Raw genomic sequence first — 18,515 nt, 5'->3', positions numbered from 1 at the left:
TAGGACGTGAGGGCACGCACACGGTTCACGCTATGGGTGCACCTTACGGTGCTCTGTGCCAACGACGGCCTGTGCGTCTACTGCAACGAGGCAAAGTCCGAGGTCATGGACCATGTCATCCCGTTCGCCCGGGGAGGGCCAGACAAGTTGGGGAATCTAGTCCCAGCCTGTGAAGCCTGCAACGCGAGCAAGAACGACAAGACGCCTCCGGAATGGATCGTCGCTCGCCGACTCCGACATCACTGGACCTCAACCGAGCACAAAGCTCGCGACGAAGCGCGCAAACTTTGGGACCTGCACCGGGAAGCGCACCGCGAGTGCGAAGAGGTCGAAGAGCGGATCGAGGCAGTCCTGGACGAGATAGAGGACCGCACTCGCCGGAAGTGGATCCTCATGAAGACGATGTTTCGCGGAGCCCCCAGCAGCCGGTCGGAAATCTCCTCCTTCCGCAGCCAATTCGAAATGAAGCTGAAGGCAGCCCAGGAAGCAGGATTCCCCCAACCATGGAGTGATGGGGAGTCGGTGTTGTCGGTCCTCGCCAGACAGGAGGCGCGGAAGCCCTCCCGAGAGGAGACGAGTTGACGACACGAGTACTGAATCGAATGCGCAGCTCAAGCCACAGCGCCTGAGACCAGCAGACCAAAACGCGCTGCTGCTGTGACCACGCCATCGCCAGCTCCGCCGGTATCGACGCCATCGTCGGCAAGCATCTCCCGCGCCCAGACACGCACCCCCGGCACCTGGATCGCGTTCGCCCACTGGCCAGTGTCAGTGCGGCTCAGCAGTGCTTCCCGTACGCGGTCTGCAAGCCACTCGGCTTGATCAGCACGCGCCGCTACGACGGTCACCTGATAGACGAGGTGGGCGTCTTCCGACCTGTCCGCCAGTGGCGCCCCGCCGACCGGCCCGCCCTGCGGGTAAAGCACTGTGTACGACAGTGACGCCGGCCGCCCATCGACGACGGGAAGCCGACCAAGACCGCACGGCTTCCCCGTCGCCGCAGCCAACATCGCCCGCAGGGCCTCGGTCACACGCGCCCGGTCGATCACAGCGCCTCCACAACCGCCCGACCGAGATCCTGCACCAGCCGCGGCCCAAATCCTTGGACCGCCGGCCCCAGGTGAGGGAACGGCGGCTGGTTGTAGTGGCGGCCCAGCGAATCAACCCCGACGAACCCGAACTCCAACCGCCGCCCCTGCGGCGCACTGGTGCCCACCTCCGCGACGACCACGGGCCCCGCCCGGTGCACTTCGGACTGCCACGACGTCCGATACCTGCCAGTGACCACCCGCGGCCCCGGACGGCCCGAGGCGTTGCGCTGCACCTCAACCACCAGTGCCTTGGCGCTATGCCGCATCGCCGTCTCCGCGGCCGCCAACGCCGCCACCGCACCACGGTCCAAGGCCCGAGCCAACTCGCCCGGATGCCGGAAACTCCCACCGCTCACTGCGCCACCGGCTTCCGGTCGTGCTCCTCCAACCACACCGTCCGAAGCACCGGCATCGACGACACCTCGCCCAACGCCGACACCCGGTACGAACGGCCCACCGCCTGCTCGTCCCGAGCATCGACGACCACAGCCGTGTCGCCTTCCCGCACCTCCGGAGCATCCAGCGGCAACACCAGCCGGTAGCCCGCACGAACCTCCTCAACCCATGCACCCTGGCCCGATCCCTTAATGCGGATCCGTTCCTGGTGCGCGTACAAACCCGCCCGGCCGTCGTACACAACCACTGGGGGCGCAGGCACAAGATCCCCCGTTTCGATGTCGAGGACGTCCTCACCGCTGAACCGGGTGATCTTCACCTTGTCCGGCATCAAGTGGCGATCCGCGAAGCGGCCGACCGCTGACAGGTCAAGCATCGGCAGCCCACTCCTTCAACTGCGCGAGCAACCCGCGAGTCAACTCACCTGGCGCACCATCCAAGTCACCTCGCCTCAGGACAGCCTCGTTGAGGTTCCGCCAGTCCACCGCATCCAGGAATCCGAGCACCACGTGCCGAAGATCAGCAGGCTCCACACGCACCTCGGCAAAGCCATCGAACTCCACACCCCGCCCCCTGTCGACGTACAGAGTGACCTCCGGCCCGTCAACCACGGTCTGTGCGATGCGGTACGCCTCAACCGCAGAAGCGACATCGCGACCGTCGATCTCGACCATTGCGTCCTCGCCGGGGGACGAGACGATGCGGACACGACGAACAGATGGGTGGTCCATGGTGCTCATGACCACGACCCTAGGTGCACGGAGAACACCCATACCGGCTCGAACAGCCCGACAGCAGCCGCCTCCCCACGCCTGCTTACTCGGAGCCCACGGCCTGCCGCTTGCCGGCTCATGCTCCAGATCTACGGGGCACTTGCCGGTTCCCTCATGTGCCCATTGCCACCCTTGCGGGGAGGCGGGTACCGACGCGCGAAGCGCAACCACTCAGGATGTAACGCCCAGCGGTATGTCGAGAATGTGGTCCCACGTGATCTCGCGGCGATCGTGTCGTTGGGCGACGAGGCTGATCTTGCCGACCTTGATCGTCACAGGTCCGGGCCCGTTGTCGCTCAGCCACACCTTCATGGGCAGACGTTCCACTTCGCCTACGGCGTAAGCCAAAGATCCGTGAGGATAATGCCCTGCGGGGATGGTGGGAAAACGGTCGCCGGTCGCCTTTGCCGTGGCCTCGGCGGTCACTTGCCACAGCGGGCGAGAGGCTGCTCCCGGACGCCCGGTGCATTCCAGAGCTACGCTGCCCACTGCCGGCCGCCCCAGGGTCAGTTCGAATGGATCGATGCTCTGGCAGCCCTGGCGGACCAAGGTGGTCATGTCGTCTATCTCCTGCGGGGTGACCTCCGCGACCGGGGGGCCGTGCAGGAGAGTCAGGTGGAAGTTCTCCGGGCGGACGGGGGCGAGGTTGGGGCGGTGGGTGAGGTCCCGGTAGGGCTCGAACAGGCTGTGCCGCACCACGTCGGGGGCGGGCAGGATGTGCCAGTGGAGGTCCTCGCGGCCCTCGGGCCAGCGGTGTACGACGGTGGAGAAGAAGTCCTTCATAACGAATCCCTTCGGTCAGGTGCGACAGGTGGTGGGGTGGGGTTTCCGGCATGAGAGGCACGCGCCTGCCGGGGGCCGGTGATGTACGCCCGGGCGCGGGTGCGAAGCGGGATCACGCTCGGGCACGTTTAGGGCGAGCCGACCGTGGGCGCCACGAGCCACATGAGGCCCAGCCACCCACCGCCGAGTACGACAACGGCCAGCAACAGGACAAGAAACGTTGCGGCGCGTATCGGTGGGTCTGGTTCAGGGGGCTCCGGCGGAACGTGACCGTGAACGTGATCGGCGTGGAGACAATCCTGGCAGCGGGGATGGTGCAGCATCGTGATCGTCCTCGGTGTGGTCAGCAGGGGTTTGCCAACGGTGGTGTTCGGTCTCGGTGGCGACGCGTCAGTCCTGGCTGATGAGTGGTCCGGGTGCGTCGAAGAGGTTGGGCCGGCGCGCCTACCGAATTCGGACGGGCTGGTCGTCGGCCAAACCGGGTGCAGTCGTCGACTCGTCGAGGAGTCCGAACTCCCACCCGCACGTGATCAGGTGGGCGTCGTTCCTTGCACCCCACATCTCCCGGAGTCTCTTGATGCGCGTCTTAGCGCCGTGTTGCGACATCTCGTGCGAATTCCGCTGTGCCATCTCGGCGTAGTCAGCGCCAAAGGCCAAGAACCGCAGGAGCTCGGCATCGGCCGCGTCGGCCTGCTGCGAAGGCTCGATACGCCTAGGGCGGGGCAGTTGCTCCCGGACATAGCAGCGGTGGATGAGGCAGGCCCGGTCGGTTACAACCATCTTCTGCTGCGCGTGACGGAGTTGGCTGTCGACCGTTCCTTTTGCGAGGCGAAGTTTGACGGCGATCTCGCCGCCGGTCAGACCGAGCGCCACGAGCCCGGTGACGCGGATCTCGGAGGGCGAGAGGCTGTCAATAGGGGTGATGTTCCTGGGCATGTGGAACCTTTCGGGTATCGCGCGGGTGTGCCGAGCCGCGCAGCCGGGCCGCTGCTCGCGCGCTGGTCGGGGTGTGGGTCAGGCTTGGACGAGCCAGCGTTCCCGTTCCGTGTCCGGGACGACGGCGCGCTGGTGGTCGAGTTCCACCTGCGCGAGATGGGCGTAGTGCGCCACCACTTCCGGCCCGAAGGCCCCTTTGGCAGTGGGGCTGTTGTGGAACGCGACCAGGGCCTCCTCCAACGTCAGCGGGAGGGCCGGCGCATCGGCGGCCTGGTGGGCGTTGGCGGTCTGGACGGGTGGGAGCGGCGGCTTGTGATCGAGGCCGTGGTTGATCGCGGCGAGGACGGCGGCCATCGCCAGGTATGCGTTCGCATCAGCCCCCTGTACCCGCACCTCCAGGTGCAAGCCGCTGCCGTGGCCAACCACGCGTACAGCGCACCTGCGGTTGTCGTAGCCCCACGTCATGTGGGTCGGGGCAAACGAGCCCATCGCGTACCTGCGGTAGGAGTTGGTGTTCGGGGCGTACAGCGGCGCCAACTGCGGCAGGGCCTGCACAAGTCCAGCGATGGCATGGCGGCCGGTGTCGGACAGGTCGCCGTCCGAGGTGGCGAGCACCGGCTCGCCCCCGCGCCACAGGGAGACGTGCAGATGCAGGCCACTGCCCACGCCGGTCTGCGGGGCAGCCATGTATGTCGCGGTGAGGTCGGCGCGGCTGGCGAGGGTGCGGACGGCGTGTTTGAACAGTATGTGGGTGTCGCACGCCTCCAGGGCGGGCCCGTAGGGGAACGTGCCCTCCACCTGGCCCGGCCCGGACTCCGTCTTGATGGCCTCCATCGGGGAGCCGGCCCCGGCCAAGGCGGACTGCAGTCGGCGCATGAACCGGTCGAGGACAGGCGGGTGATCGAGCGCGTAGTCCAAGTTCATGGCGCCCATAGGCCGCAGTCTGCCCTCCCCGAGCTCTCGGGTGCTGGTGAAGCGGCCTTCGTAGAGCAGGGATTCGCTCTCCAGCCCGGCCTGGACGTGCAGCCCGTGGGCGGCGGCGAGGCGGCCGATCTGCGTGAGCAGCATCTGCCGCGGAGCCACCGCGAGGGGCTGGTCTTCCGGGGTGAGGGCGTGGCCGAGGACCATTGTCGTCCGCGGCAGCCACGGCACCCGCCGCAGCGTGCCCAAGTCCGGCGCGACTGTCAGATCGGCGTAGCCGGTCTCCCAGGAGGTGAGCGCGAAGCCGTCGATCGGGTTCATGCCGACGTCGGTGGCTAGCAGGTACGCGCACATCTCGGCGTCGCCGCCGACCACGCGCTCCAGGAAATGCCGGGCGCCGTACCGCTTCCCTTTCAACCGGCCCTGTAAGTCGGGCACGGCCAGGATCACGGTGTCGATGCGGCCGTTGCCGACCGCGGTCCGCAACGCACCAAGGGACAGTCGGCCGTCCCGCTGAGCAAGCTCCGACGCCGCTGTTCTTCCTGCGCGAGGGGACTGGGGGTGAGACATCAGATGACGTGCCTTTCGAGGTCTTCCAGGTCGCGGTCGACCGGGGCGGTGGGCACGGTGTAGGTGCGCTTGGCCAGCCACCACCACAGCGTCGCTGCGGCGAGCACCGCTACGAGGGCGATTGGCGCGTAGTTGAAGGTGCCAAGGGTGATTGGGGCGTGCTGGGGCAGGCAGAACAAGACCGTCACGAACGCCACCCAGGCCACGGCCACCACGCCGATCGGGATGCCCCAGCGGCCCAGGTTCCACGGCCCCGGCTCGAACCGCCGCCGGTTCTTGATCCGCAGGAAGATGGGGATCGCGTAGGCCGGGGTGATCCCGATGACGTTGATCGCGGTCACCGCACCGTAGGCGGTCGCGCTGTACAACGACGGTGCCACCAGCACCGCGGCCGCACCGACCGAGAGCCACACTGCCGTCTTCGGGGTGCCGTCGCTCACTCGCTGCCACAGATGCGAGCCCGGCAATGCCCGGTCCCGGGAGAACGCGAAGATCATCCGGGAGCAGGCGGCGGTCCCCGCGGTCCCGCAGAAGAGCTGCGCGACGATCACGACCAGCAGCAGGGCCTTGGCCGCCTCCGGACCGAGCGCATCGTGGAAGATCTGCGCCGGCGGCACGTCCGCGTGCTGAGTGGCGGTGTAGTCCTGGATGGCGAAGGTGAGCCCGGCCAGCAGAACGAACCCGGCGCCCCACGACCAGACGATCGCCCGCATGATGCCCTTCGGGGCGGCGATCTGTGCGTTGGTGGTCTCCTCCGACAGATGCGCGGAGGCGTCGTATCCGGAGAACGTGTACTGCGCCAGCAACAGCCCGACCAGCGCGACGTACCACGTCGAGCCGAAACCGGTGTCGTTGACGAACCGTGTGAAGACGAACGACGCGGACTGGTGATGGGAAGGCACCAGGGCCAAGGCGCCGACGATGAGAGCGACGCCGGCCAGGTGCCACCACACGCTGACCACGTTCAGGACGCTGACCAGACGCACTCCCTGCACGTTGAGCACGGCGTGCAGCAGCAGGACCGCAAGGAAGATCACGAACGTGGTGCCCGGACTTACCGACACGTCGAATTGCAGGTTGAGGAAAGCGGAGATGAACTGGGCGCACCCGTAGTCGATGCCAGCGATGGCGCCTGCCAGGCCGAGCAGGTTGAGCCAGCCGGTGTACCAGCCCCATCGCCGCCCGCCGAGCTTGTGGGCCATGAAGTACAGGGCGCCGCTGGTGGGATAGGCGGAGGTGACCTCGGCCAGGCCGGCGCCGACGAACAGCACCATGAACCCGACGGCCACCCAGCCCCACATCATGACCGCGGGGCCACCGGTCGCCATACCGAAGCCGTACATGGTCATGCACCCGGACAGGATGCTGATCACGGTGAAGCTGGCCCCCGCGTTCCCGAACGCGGTCATCCGACGAGCCAACTGCTGTTTGTAGCCCAACTCTCGCAGCACCAGGTCATCAGACCGGGAACCCGTGGAGCGATGGGACGGGCGAGACACGAGAAGACCTCCAAGTGCAGAACGGACCGAGCTCTGGGGGAGCCGGTGCATGTCAACCAGAGGGATATGTGGGCGGGCGCACAGCAGGGCCGCGAAGCGGGGTGCGTCTCCTGGCGGACTCCGCTTCGGCGCGGGCGCGCAGGAACAGGGTTTCGGCGGCGTCCGGATGATTCCCGTAGTCGTGCACCGAGGCCCACGGCTCCCTCGCCGCATACGGGCCTAGGGCATCGAACGCCTCGGACGCCTCGTTCAGCTTGTGCCCCGCCCACAGAGCACAGGCGAGGTGGCTGAGGTCGGATACCGAACGCGAGGCCGGTTCTGTGCGGCGGAACCAGTGGTGGTAGGCCGTGAGGGTGTAACCGATGGTGGGTTCCTCGGACCACTGGAGCCGCCACGTCGCCGGTCTGTTCCACCAACCATGACGCCGGCACTGTGCCGTCAGCGCGTACAGCGGCAACAGCAGCAGCGGTGACCCCTCGCGCGCCCACGACGCCACCCACCGGCCGAAGTCCATCACCTCCGCCAGCGCCCCCGCCTCCGCTACCTGCCGGGCCGAAAGGAACTGGATCATCCGGTGGTACGCCTCTCGACTGCCGGGATCACGCCGGTTGACCTCGTACAGCAACTGCCACGGGCCCGTCGGCAACATGGGCTCGGGAGCCCGCTCACGGTGTTCCCGCCACACCTGCCGCACATCGACCTGCGCCAGCGTGAGCAGACACAGCCACGGCACAGGATCACGCCACTCACGACGGGTTGTCTCCATCGCCGTGGCCCTCGCCCGCTGCTCCAGACTTCCCGCAGCGCCGTGCCGTTGACGGTGCGATCGCAGCGCCCGCTCCACCGACACCCGGGCCAGCATCACCTGAGCGTTGTAGTTGTCGGGTTCCTCAGCCTGCCACTCCTCCACCACGTTGGTGCCAGCGGCGACGATGCCGAGCACCTGCGTACGGAAACTCCGCAAGCGCCAGTTCGACCCGGTTTCCGCAAGGAGGTTCCGCATGGTCAGCCACCGGCCGATCCGTGTGTCCGTGACTGCGACTCGCAGCTCCTCGTCCGGACCTGCAGGGTGATAGATCGGGTGCATCAGTCCTTCTTGCCATCATTCAGGGGTAGAGCTCACCTGGTGGACACGTCTGTTTGGCCGGTGTGGTCGCCGCTTCGGGCACCTCGAGGCGGACGCCAATCGCTATGTCAGGAGGGGCATCCAAGCGTTGCGGAAGTACGTGGTGTTGAAGCGGGACAGCGTTTCGTACACGGCCTTCGATTCGTCCGGTGCCGCGCGAGCTCGTTCCCTTATTTGTTGGGTCAGTAGATGCCGTACGGGGGCGGGTTGGTTGGTGAGATGGGCGAGGTCGCCGAGACCCGCGATCGGTTGGATGAGGCAAGGCACACCGAGCAGTAGCGCCTCAGCGGTGCACCGGCTCCAGCCTTCCCTCATGCGGGGCGCGAAGACTCCAACGTCGCAGGCCCGAAGGAGCGAGAGGTACTGGTGGCGGGGCACATCGAAGTGTCGGCCTGGGGAACCGATGGTGTTGCTGCCGGAGGTCACGAGCTGGATTCCGGGGGTGCCTTTGATAGCTGCGGCAACCCGTTCGATGCCCTTCCAATGCACGGCTTTGCCCGCGTATACGGCGATCTCGTCCTGCGGAAGGCCGAGCTGCTCCTTGCAGTGGGCTGGCTCCATGGCGCGTACGCGGTCGATCTCGGCGAGGTCGAAGGCGTTGTAGATCACCTGGACGTTGCGCACACCGCGGTTGCGGAGGAAGGCCGCCCAATAGGGAGCGACACATACGACGACGCGGCATTGGGCCAGGACCGTGAAGAGCTTGCGCCACAGCAGCGGTTCAACGGGCCAGGAGTCGAACTGGAGAGGTTCGTAGTGGTGGAAGAGGAAGACGGTCCGTGCCTGCATTTCGGGGGTGAACTGCAGGATGCTCAGGTCGTCCCACAGGAACGTGCCCGTCTCCCCGGCGAGGTCCCGGATGTGAGGTGCGAGGCGGACGAGGTGACGCAGCTTTCGTCCTCGGCGGATGGCATACGTGCGTTTGTAGTCCGGCACTCTATGCCAGTCGACCAGGTCGGCGGTCACTTCGTGGATCATGCGGAGGTAGATGCGACCTCCGGTGCGGCCCTGCGGCGACAAGGAGTGGACGACCGGTCTCACGTGGCCGCCCCCGCTCGCACATAGTGCTGGTACTCGGCGGTGAGTAGCTCGTACGCCGTGCGCAGCGGTGCACTCGCGCTGCGGGATTCCTCGGCGAGCGGCAGATAAGTACGGGTGAGGCCGCTGAGGAAGCGGGTTCGACGGTCGGGATCCGGCGAGTGCCGCAGGTCGCGCAGGTTGTCGATGCGGTCGGCGAGGCGTACGAGGAGTTCGTTCAAGCCGAGCGCCAGGATCTTCCTGTGCCAGGCGTCGGCATCCTGCGGCTGTTTCGGGCGCCGCTCCAAACGGTGGTCGGGGGTCATGGAGCGCAGCTGCTGGACGAAGGCGTTGCCCAGGACGGATTCGATGAGGGGCTCAGCCGAAGGAGAGATCTCCAGCGCATCGTGCAACAGCCCGAGGAGGAGCACGTTCGGTTCCGTGACGCCGAGCTCGTCCCTCAGGATGGCCACGACCCGCGTGGGGTGGTTGATGTAGGGCGTGCCTTGGTCTCGGGTGTGGCCGGCGTAGATTGCGGCGGCAAGGGCCGTGGCCTGTCGGCCTCGCTCGCGCTGTGGCCTCGGCCAGTCCATGAGGCCGAACTGGGCGAAGAGGACGGCGGTGTTGGTCATGTGCGATCCCTTCCGGAGACTGCCGGCTGGACCGCGTCGAGCTGGACGTGCGGGGAGAGGATCAGCGTGTCCCCGATGGCCAGCGCGTCGAGACCGAGCTCGACTGCGGCGTCGATGGTCTGCTTGGCGGTGCGCAGGATCGGGGCTCCCTTGAGATTCAGGGAGGTGTTGAGGAGTACAGGCACGCCGGTGAGTTGGTGGAACTCTTCCAAGAGGGGGCGCACTGCGGTGTGGCTGCGGCTTACGGCTTGGAGGCGGGCGGTTCCGTCGCGGTGAACCACCGCGGGCATGCGGCCTGACTTGCAGTGCCTGGCGCGCACGACCCGGTTCATGAACGCGTCACCGCTTCCGAGGAACCAGGCGTTGGCTTCCTCGGCGAGGATCACGGGCGCCAGTGGGCGGAAGTCGGCGCGCTGCTTGAGGGCGTTGACCCGGGTCTTCGTCGCCTCCCTGCCGGGATGGGCCAGGATCGAACGGTGGCCCAGGGCCCTCGGGCCGAACTCCATGCCGCCCTGCACCCAGCCGACGACATGGTGGTCAGCGAGGAGTGCGGCCGTTGCAGGGATGAGTCGGTTGCCGAGGCCGGAGAGGCGCCGGTAACCCCGCGGGAGGGCAATGTCGGGCAAGGAGCCAGGGGCCGGGCCCCAGTCCGCGTCTTCAGGCGCCGGCAGGAGTGGCTGTCGCAGGATGTAGTTCCAGGCGTAGAGCGCGGCCCCGACTGCGGTGCCTGCGTCATGCGGTGCTGGGGCGACGAATAGGTCCTCGAAGCCGGATTCTTCGGCGAGCGTCCCGTTGAGGTGCGAGTTCAAGGCACAGCCGCCGGAGAAGACCAGCGTGCGGGCGTCCGTGAGGTGGCGCAGGTGGCGGGCAACGTGGATGACCGCTTCGGCGAAGACTTGCTGTGCTGCTGCGGCCAGGTCCGCGCGGCTGTCCATCGCCTTCGAACCGGCGGAATGTGCAGTCCATATCGTCTTTTCGACCTGGAGCGGGGTGGCGGGATCGTAGGACCCCCACGGTGCCATCACGTCTACGCGGCCGTCACCGCCGAGACGAATGAGGGTGCGCAGTTGTTTGTAGTAGCGGTTGGGATCACCGAACGCGGCCAGGGCCATCATGCTGCCTTCGGCTTCGTTGCCTGGCGGGATCACTCGCAGCGCGAGGTTGCGGTAGAAGTGGCCGAGTGACGGGTGGGTGCGCGCGGGGCCAGTGGGGCTAGGGGTGACGGTTGGGGTGGCTTGGTGGATGCGGTCGATGCTGTTCGGAGTGAGGTTGTAGCCGGTGATCCGTTCACGTCCGGTAGCAATGTCCGCGCCGAGAGGGGAGCCACCAGCGTCGATGACGAGCCCGGCGGCGTGCTCCTTCCCAGAGAGCAGATAGCCGGCGAGGGCGTGCGCTGTATGGTGCGAGATGAGGTTCAACCGCTTCCCGAGAGTCGTGGGAAGCATGGCAGCGAGTTCTGCTTCTTCGGTGGATGCCCAGGAGCCGATGCGATAGGTGGGTCGCATCGAGGGGGCCCATACGTGGTCGATGTCGGCTGGGGTGATGCCGGCGGATTGCAGGCACCATTCGAGCGCGTGGGTGGGCGCCGTGAGGATGCCCTTGCGTGTGGTGCGGTTGTGTTTGATGCCGCTCCATCGTTCTTCCTCGGCAGCGTAGATGCGGCCGTCGACGATGAGGCAGGCGGAGGTGTCGTGGTGGAAGTTCAGGCCGAGCACTGCGGGCACGGGGGCCTCCAGAAAGAGGGCTTTATGCGGGTGCCGTGTGGCGAATGGGGGCAGGGACGACGGGGAATCCCGAGTCTTTGTACTCGTGGCACTTCAGGCAGAACTCATAGTGTTTGCTGCGCGGTTCGAAGACCTTGGTGGCGAAGTCGTCATCCCAGACCGTGAACTCGCTGTCGATCTTGGCCATGGCGTTAAAACACCGGTAGCAATCTCCGTCGACCTCGATCATGAGGTGCTGATCGACGTTGCGGTCACAGAGTCCGCCAAGGACGTTGGCCGGCTGGCCGACGTCGATGTGGTGCACGTGGTTGGTGACATGGATGGCTCCGTGCTCCTCGCACAGCACCGCCAACTGCTGGAGGCGTTCCGGGGCGATGGCCTCCAGCACGCTGTTGACCACCACGATCTTTCCCGCTTCCCGGAGTACAGGGAGGACGGCGTGGACCTCTTCGTAGTTGTCGTGCTCTTCATCGCAGCCGATGAGGACTTGGTCGTAGTGCGCGAAGACCGTCTCAAGGAGGCGCTCGTTGCGGGCCAGGGTGATCGCGTTGGATCCGAGCACCATGATCTGGTCGGGGAAGCGGACACGTGCGAGGGCGCTGAGCTTGTGGAAGTCGCGGTGGACCGTGGGCTCTCCGCCGTTGATGTGCAGCTGCCGGAACGGAATCTGCTCAAGGCGGTCGAGGACCTGGGCGAACGTGTCCAGCGACATGTTCTCGCCCTGGCCACCTTCGGCGAAGATGCAGAAGTCGCAATGGCGGTTGCACTTGGTCGTGATCTTGACCTTTGCGGTCTTCAGGGTCCTTCGTGCGCTGAGTGGGATCAGGGATGACGTCATAGAGAGCCCCCTTGGGTCACGAGGAGTGGGCGGAGAGGAAGTCTTCGACGACGGAGCGGTGGCGCCTCCACAAGGACAGGAGGTCGTGCAGCGTGCTGGTGGTGGTCGGGCCCGGCGGCAAGAGCGCCAACATGGCCTTTGCCAGGATGGCTTCGCTGCTGGAGCCCCTGTCGGACAGGCGAGTCAAACTGTTCCGGGCCGAGTGGAGTTCCTTCTCCTCACGAGCGATCAAGTAGCAGGTCGCGGTTTCCGGCGGCGGGTTCAGGTAGTAGAGCCAGCGGGCCAGACGCACGCGGAGCATGCCTGCGGTCGTGGTCCAGGTCGCGGCGTCTGTGTCTGACGTCTCGGGCAGCTCCCTGGGCGGCGGGGTATGGCGCAGCACGGTACCGACGGTGATCTGAGCCGCGCGAAGCATCTGCGGGACAGGCGGTCGCGGAGCGTCGATGCCGGTGGCTGTGCGAAGCAACCCCTCTACGTGTGTTTCGAGTTCTCCTGGGTGCCACTGGTTGAGAGCTGCGGACTTTCCAGGACAGCGGGTGCGAGTGGCCAGGGCCGCGGACGCAAACCAGCTTGGCGCCACGTAGTGCCAGGCGATGCAGTGCCTTCGATAGTCGTCGAGGTCATGGTGGACGTTGTCTGTGCTGTCCTGATCGAGCTGGTAGCGGGCACCGATCCGTGCGTCGAGAATTCCCCGGTAGAACCTCTCGTCGGTGCGGTTCCACGCAATCATCTGCGCACGGGACTTCCACCGCTGGAGAGTGATCGCATTGCCCGTGGACAGGCTCCACGTAGAGACCTCGGCCGGCGCGACGCGGCTTCGTGCGAGTTCATCCGCCGTGAACGCGAAGCCGGGCGGATGCTCAAGGAGCCGACTGTGGGACGGGTCCAACCGCACGGCCCGGTGATGGGCGGCGGCCAGATACTCGTTCCACTCCCACCATGACTCGGGAGCCTGGTCGAGGATGACACGGAGGTCGAGGTCCGAGTGCGGCGCGATGAGGTCGCTGGCCTGCCACTTGTGGGTGAGCATGCTCGCAGCGATGCCTTCCTCGGCCATCTGGTCGTTGTAGGCGACGCCGAGCTGCGCGTACGGGGTGGTGGAGTGGGCCGTGGTCACTGCGCCGTCCCCCCGGATCGACGGACCGAGCAGCTTCCCTGCGCACTGCCGTCGGTGGACAGCAGAGGCAGCACGGGCACGCCTTGCGGCCGCTCAAGGCGGTCCCAACGCAGGTCGTAGTCCACGTAGTGGAATCCCTGCCAGGCTTCATTGGTGTTGCGTTCGAGGATGGCGCGGAAGAGGTGGGCGTAGGCGTCGTCCATGGTGCCGTCCGCGAGGTGCGCCTTCAGCGGGATGTCGCGGTTGTGGAGGATGCAGGGCCGGGCGATCCCGGTCGGTGTGACCTTGATGCGGTTGGCGTCGGAGCAGGTGGCACAGGAGGAGTTGGAGATGAACCCGATGGAGCCGACCCACCCAGTGGGCTGGAGATAGCGTCCCGGGCTTCGCACTCCTAGCTCCGTTCGCGAAATCTCCCCAGCCTTGTCGAACCAGGCGTGGAGTCGTTCGCGGACCTCCGCTTCCGACACGAATTCGGAGGGGTAGAGCGCCTCGGCTGGTCCAATGCGCTGCAGCTCAATCAGCCGGACGGCAAGGGGGAGGTCTTTGGCTAGTTCAGCGACGCGGAAGGCGTCATCCAGGTACGACCGCTGAAGGACACAGTTGATTTTGACGCTGAGGCCAAGTTCGAGTGCTCGGTCGATCGTGGCACGGGCGATGCGCGGATCACCGCCGCCCATGATGTCGGAGGACCGTTGCGGATCGAGACTGTGGAGGCTGATGTTCAGGTACGTAAGCCCCGCATCGCGCAGCGCGTCCACGGTCAGGCCCCGGCGGAGGTTCCCGTGGCTGGTCATGCCGATGGCCGCCTTCGTACCGAGCCCATCGGAGAGCACCTGGACGATGTCGATGATGTCGGCTCGCAGTGTCGGCTCCCCACCGGAGCAGTGCGCCTTCCGGATGCCCCAAAGCCCGGCTTCCTTCGCGATTCCCGCGTAGTCGGCGACCGTAAGGAGCTTGTCCTTGTGCCCGTAATCGGGCATGCACCGCGGCTTGCAGAAGACGCAATCGAGATTGCAGATCGAGTTCAAAGTGAACGCCAGGTACGGATGATTGCGTCCGGTCGCCTCGAACTGCTGCAGTAGGCCGACCTTCGGCGGCTGCGGCTCAGTGGACATGAGGGCCTCCGATACTTGTGTTGACGACACCGTTGAGGGGCTGCCCGGAGAGGAAAAGGCGCAGGTTTTCGCAGAAGAACTCCACGGCCTGGTCCATGTACGTGTGGCTGAACGTCGCGCACTTTGGTGTGAGGACGATGCGTGGATGGTGCCGAAGCGGGTCGTCGAGCGCCGGCGGCTTGGTCGGCAGTACGTCGAGGGCCGCCCCGCTCAGCGTGCCTGTGCTGAGCGCGTCCAGCAGGGCCTCGTGCTCGACAGTGCTTGCGCGTCCGAGATTGATGAACACGGATCCAGGCCGGAAGGAGGCGAACACGCTTCGGTCGAAGTAGTGGAAAGTGTCCTCGGCAGTCGGCAGCAAATTGATGACGGCCCGGGAACGGGCCAGCGCCTTGCGTACGTTGCTCGACGGGACCCACTCCACTTTTTGGGCTGAGAGCGTCGCAGGGGTGCGTCGAACCCCGATGACGTGCATGCCCAGGGCCTGCGCTGCCCGTGCGAGATGCCCCCCGATTGATCCACAGCCGACGATCGTGAGGGTTTGCCCGGCGAGGTCGAAGAAAGTCCCGGCGAGTTCGTCTTTCCACCAGGTTGATGTGGTTTGCAACCGGTTGCTCTGGAACAGGCCCCGGGAGAACCCCAACAGCAAACCGAGGGCGTGTTCCGTCATAGGCTGCCCGTGGTAGCCATATCCGCGTGTGAGCACGACGTGTGCCGCGGTCAGTCCATCAACCGGCCAGTGGTCGACACCTGCGGACGGTGTAGCGGCCCATTCCAGTGATCGTGCTGCCTCCAGCCACCTCGGGTCGAAGGCCCAACCAAAGTAGCCGCTGGCGTCTGCGATGTGCCTGACGACATCGGCCTCCGTGACGCTTTGGAAGCGAACATCTGGGAAGCCGGCGCGAAGTCGTTCAGCGTGTTGATTGGCGAACTGCCAGAAGGGATAAGGAGAGTTGAGGCATATCAGGACAGTGGGTGTCATGCCGACTCCGCGTCTACGCTGTTGGGATTCATTGACCACGGAATGTAGGTGTGCAGATAGGTGCGGATCGTGGCTTCGTAGTCGTGCCGGGCTGCGAGAAGGGCCTTCCCGCGGTCCCGCAGTTGCTCTCGCTCACGAGCGGTGATGCGAAGGGCCCGCTTCATCGCCGCAGCCAGGCTGGCGGGGTCGCTTGGGCGCGCGGTGAAGCCGGTGACCCCGTCGACAACCGTCTCCGTGAGCCCGCCAGCACGGGTGGCGACTACCGGAGCTGCCCCAGCGGCGAATGCTTCGAGGGGAATCCGTCCGAACGGCTCGGCTCGCGAGGGCACAATTACGGCTCGTAGAGCCGGACTTTCCAGCCACGAGCGGTACCCCGGCGAGAACCGCGTCACGAAGGTCCCGTCGATGCGATGGTGCCGCATCAGCGCGCGGAGTCGGCGCTGGTAGTCGTTGGGCGAGAGGCCGTGGCTGGTGGGGGCGAGCAGGAGATGCGGCACGCGCGATCCCTCTGCATTCAAGAGACGTACGGCTTCCAGCAGGTCCTCGAAACCTTTGCTCGCCACAGCACGGCCCATGGCGAGCAGGAAACCGTCCTGCGCCGGCTGCGGTAGTGGTGTTGTGGGAGGAGTGCTTCGGGGAGTTGCCGGGTTGAGGCCGTTGGGGATCTCAACGAGTGCGCGCTGGGGTACGCCGTACACGCGCTTGAGATGGGCGGCCATGTGATCCGAGATGGCGGCAATGCGGGCACCGGACCTCACCGCCGATTCCATGCCGCGGCGCTCCCATTCGATACGACGCTGCTGCTGTGGGCTGGTCAGTTCGGTTGTGGAGCGGGGCAGCAACAACAGGCTGAAAGGGTCGCGGGCGTTGTAGTGACCGCCGAGGCCGAGGAAGGGGATATCCAGTCCGATGAGTTCGGCGTTGGGCGCATGGGCGAGGTGTTCCCGGGCTACGTCCATCACTTGTGCACAAAGCGCAGCACAACCAGCGAGATAGCCAGTCAGCGCACGTCCGCCTGGGACGGGGACAACGTGGGCTTGAGCGCGATGGAGGATGAGTTCCGTCTCCGCGGTCCATGCGGGGTCGTAGCTCGGGTCTGAGCGGGAGACCTGGACAGGTATGACGAGGAGCCGTCCAGGGGGCAGCGCCTGTACGAGGGCTTCGAGGAAGGCTCGATTGCTGAACCCGGTCCCCGAGGTACAGCCGTAGAAGCCGTCGTGCATGGCAACGGCGATCTTGGTCTGCGGCGGCTCAGCGAGGGCGCCCGCTCGTCGCGCACACAGCAGCGAGGGATCGTGCTGCGCGACGGTGCGCCTCACCGAGGATGAATGATTCGGAAGTGTCATCTCCTGCCCCCTCAGCCAGCGGGCCGCGATGGGCTGGCCCGGTGAGTTACCAGGACATCGGACTCACCCGTACCGGAGGAGGTGATCAGTGGGTCAACTCGGTCAACTTCGCGGTGCCGTACCGGATCAGGGCCGTCCTACGAGAAGGTTGGTATCCGAGTTGGAGATGGCGTGGTGTCGAGGACGAGCGGTGGTGGGCATGGCGCGAGCGGCCGGAAAACCAAACCTCGCATTGGCGAGCTTCCTGGAAGAGCTGGGATGGAGCCCGAAGGAGCTGGCCCGAAAGCTCAACCGGGTGTTCGGGATGGGAACTGTCGCCGAGTCGGCCCCGTATCACTGGAGGGACGCCGGCAGCGTGCCTCGATCCTCATTACCGTCCATGGTCGCGTATGTCCTGTCCCAGGAACTCGGCCGAACAATCACCGTCGAAGAACTCTGGCAAGGCAAGGCCACAGATTCCTCAACGCTCGTACCGGCAGACAAGAACCTGAACCACCCCTGGAATACCCCAGGTTTGAACCGCATTCTGGAGGACTGGGTGCTCGGAGGACTGATCGATCGACGCCGCTTCCTGGCGGTCTCAGGCTCGGGCCTGCTCGCCGTGGTCTCCCACTACCTGGACGGTACCGCTGGCCGTGGTTCCTTCAGCCCACGACTGGACGTTGATCAGGCCGCTGACCCCCTCGTCACCCAGGTCGAGCAGAACCTTCCCCTGCTGCAACTCCTCGACGACAAAGACGGTGGTGCCCGACACCTGCCGTACGTCAGCGCCCAATTCCGATCCATTGGTCTACTGCTCAAAGAAGGTGGCCACTCAGAGGTTTCGACTACCCGGCTGATCCGGGCCTTCGCAGAAGTCGGGCAACTGGCCGGGTGGATGGCCTTCGACGCCGCGGAGCACGGAGTCGCCCAGCGGTACTTCGTCACCGCACTACGCGCCGCGCACCAAGTAAACGACCGTGCGCTGTGTGCCCACGTCCTAGCGGACCTCTCCTTCCAAGCAGCCAGCCGCCAGCACCCCGCCGATGCCATCGCCTTGGGCGAGGCAGCACGGCGAGCGAGCGAGGGCGGAACCGCCGGTGTACGCGCATCTGTGCTCTCCCGCCTGGCCTACGGATACGCGGCCGCCGGTCGCGCCACCGACTTCGACCGCACCCAGGACCAAGCCCGCGACCTCATCGAGCATCGGCCCGCCAACGACCCCGACCCGCGCTGGATGTACTACTTGACTCCCAACCACCTGGACTGCCAGGCCGGCTACTCACTCATCAGCCTCGGTCGGTCGACCATGCGCCAAGGGAACCGTTCGACCGGCCTCCAGCTTGTACGGCGGGGCGATGCGCTGCTGGCGACCGGAGCACACGAGGTGAAGCGAGGTGACCCGAGTCAACGTCGTGCACTCTTTGAAGGGGCCTGGCTCGCCCTTGGGCACAGCGCGTCCGGAGACCTGGAACGCAGCTGCGAAATCGCACGAACCGCCGCTTCACGACTGGAAGCCGTTCGTTCACCGCGAAGCAATGCTCTGCTCCAGCAACTGGCCGTCGAACTCCGCCGCAAGCAGAGGAACCCCCACGTCAACAGCTTCCTCCCCGACCTGGAGGAGACCTTGTCCCGAACAACTACTGGAACCACTACCGGATAGGCAGATACGG

The 18,515-nt window shown here is 66.1% G+C and carries 19 protein-coding genes; 2 read left to right on the top strand and 17 right to left on the bottom strand.

Annotated features, from left to right (window positions below; all coding sequences use genetic code 11):
• Positions 1–6: 6 nt before the first annotated feature.
• Positions 7–582: an HNH endonuclease gene (locus ACO1BR_RS24980; RefSeq protein WP_426797331.1), complete on the top strand. Its 576-nt coding sequence runs from the start codon at positions 7–9 to the stop codon at positions 580–582.
• 29 nt (positions 583–611) lie between these two features.
• On the opposite strand, the gene ACO1BR_RS24975 is transcribed toward ACO1BR_RS24980, so the two are convergent.
• From ACO1BR_RS24975 to ACO1BR_RS24895, 17 genes are all read right to left on the bottom strand, one after another.
• On the bottom strand, positions 612–1,049 hold the full coding sequence (locus ACO1BR_RS24975) for a hypothetical protein (protein WP_426797330.1): 438 nt from the start codon (positions 1,047–1,049) through the stop codon (positions 612–614).
• Positions 1,046–1,447 (bottom strand): HK97 gp10 family phage protein, encoded by a 402-nt coding sequence (locus ACO1BR_RS24970; protein WP_426797329.1) that lies wholly within the window; start codon positions 1,445–1,447, stop codon positions 1,046–1,048. Before ACO1BR_RS24970 ends, ACO1BR_RS24975 begins: the two co-directional genes overlap by 4 nt.
• Complete coding sequence (locus tag ACO1BR_RS24965) at positions 1,444–1,863, bottom strand: DUF6093 family protein (protein WP_426797328.1); 420 nt, start codon at positions 1,861–1,863, stop codon at positions 1,444–1,446. The genes ACO1BR_RS24970 and ACO1BR_RS24965 overlap by 4 nt, the downstream gene beginning before the upstream one ends.
• Positions 1,856–2,227, bottom strand: a complete 372-nt coding sequence (locus ACO1BR_RS24960; RefSeq protein WP_426797327.1) for a hypothetical protein — start codon at positions 2,225–2,227, stop codon at positions 1,856–1,858. Before ACO1BR_RS24960 ends, ACO1BR_RS24965 begins: the two co-directional genes overlap by 8 nt.
• Positions 2,228–2,431: 204 nt before the next feature.
• Entirely contained in the window at positions 2,432–3,043 is a 612-nt protein-coding gene (locus tag ACO1BR_RS24955) for a 2'-5' RNA ligase family protein (protein WP_426797326.1), read from the bottom strand.
• Between the two features lie 444 nt (positions 3,044–3,487).
• On the bottom strand, positions 3,488–3,979 hold the full coding sequence (locus ACO1BR_RS24950) for a helix-turn-helix domain-containing protein (RefSeq protein WP_426797325.1): 492 nt from the start codon (positions 3,977–3,979) through the stop codon (positions 3,488–3,490).
• A gap of 78 nt (positions 3,980–4,057) precedes the next feature.
• Positions 4,058–5,386 carry a glutamine synthetase family protein gene (locus tag ACO1BR_RS24945; protein ID WP_426797324.1) on the bottom strand — a complete coding sequence of 443 codons (1,329 nt, stop codon included), beginning with the start codon at positions 5,384–5,386 and terminating at the stop codon, positions 4,058–4,060.
• An 83-nt stretch (positions 5,387–5,469) separates the two neighbouring features.
• Positions 5,470–6,969, bottom strand: coding sequence for an amino acid permease (locus tag ACO1BR_RS24940; protein WP_426797323.1), 1,500 nt, complete (start codon positions 6,967–6,969; stop codon positions 5,470–5,472).
• A gap of 52 nt (positions 6,970–7,021) precedes the next feature.
• Positions 7,022–8,056: a hypothetical protein gene (locus ACO1BR_RS24935; RefSeq protein ID WP_426797322.1), complete on the bottom strand. Its 1,035-nt coding sequence runs from the start codon at positions 8,054–8,056 to the stop codon at positions 7,022–7,024.
• Between the two features lie 102 nt (positions 8,057–8,158).
• A complete protein-coding gene (locus ACO1BR_RS24930; RefSeq protein WP_426797321.1) occupies positions 8,159–9,073 on the bottom strand; it encodes a glycosyltransferase in 915 nt (304 codons plus the stop codon).
• 59 nt (positions 9,074–9,132) lie between these two features.
• Positions 9,133–9,744 carry an HD domain-containing protein gene (locus tag ACO1BR_RS24925; RefSeq protein ID WP_426797320.1) on the bottom strand — a complete coding sequence of 204 codons (612 nt, stop codon included), beginning with the start codon at positions 9,742–9,744 and terminating at the stop codon, positions 9,133–9,135.
• Positions 9,741–11,468, bottom strand: a complete 1,728-nt coding sequence (locus ACO1BR_RS24920) for a carbamoyltransferase family protein (protein WP_426797319.1) — start codon at positions 11,466–11,468, stop codon at positions 9,741–9,743. Before ACO1BR_RS24920 ends, ACO1BR_RS24925 begins: the two co-directional genes overlap by 4 nt.
• 22 nt (positions 11,469–11,490) lie before the next feature.
• Entirely contained in the window at positions 11,491–12,306 is an 816-nt protein-coding gene (locus tag ACO1BR_RS24915; RefSeq protein ID WP_426797318.1) for a radical SAM protein, read from the bottom strand.
• Positions 12,307–12,322: 16 nt separating this feature from the next.
• Positions 12,323–13,423, bottom strand: a complete 1,101-nt coding sequence (locus ACO1BR_RS24910) for a hypothetical protein (protein ID WP_426797317.1) — start codon at positions 13,421–13,423, stop codon at positions 12,323–12,325.
• Positions 13,420–14,538 carry a radical SAM protein gene (locus ACO1BR_RS24905; RefSeq protein ID WP_384978967.1) on the bottom strand — a complete coding sequence of 373 codons (1,119 nt, stop codon included), beginning with the start codon at positions 14,536–14,538 and terminating at the stop codon, positions 13,420–13,422. Before ACO1BR_RS24905 ends, ACO1BR_RS24910 begins: the two co-directional genes overlap by 4 nt.
• Positions 14,528–15,517, bottom strand: coding sequence for a D-2-hydroxyacid dehydrogenase (locus ACO1BR_RS24900; RefSeq protein ID WP_384978969.1), 990 nt, complete (start codon positions 15,515–15,517; stop codon positions 14,528–14,530). The genes ACO1BR_RS24905 and ACO1BR_RS24900 overlap by 11 nt, the downstream gene beginning before the upstream one ends.
• Positions 15,514–16,863 carry a glycosyltransferase family 4 protein gene (locus tag ACO1BR_RS24895; RefSeq protein WP_426797316.1) on the bottom strand — a complete coding sequence of 450 codons (1,350 nt, stop codon included), beginning with the start codon at positions 16,861–16,863 and terminating at the stop codon, positions 15,514–15,516. Before ACO1BR_RS24895 ends, ACO1BR_RS24900 begins: the two co-directional genes overlap by 4 nt.
• A 199-nt stretch (positions 16,864–17,062) precedes the next feature.
• Here ACO1BR_RS24895 and ACO1BR_RS24890 point away from each other — a divergent pair, with 199 nt between their 5' ends.
• Positions 17,063–18,505 carry a carph-isopro domain-containing protein gene (locus ACO1BR_RS24890; protein WP_426797380.1) on the top strand — a complete coding sequence of 481 codons (1,443 nt, stop codon included), beginning with the start codon at positions 17,063–17,065 and terminating at the stop codon, positions 18,503–18,505.
• Positions 18,506–18,515 lie beyond the last annotated feature (10 nt).

Source organism: Streptomyces sp. YGL11-2, assembly GCF_050054615.1.
Lineage (GTDB): Bacteria > Actinomycetota > Actinomycetes > Streptomycetales > Streptomycetaceae > Streptomyces.
This window is presented reverse-complemented; position numbering and strand designations above follow the sequence as displayed.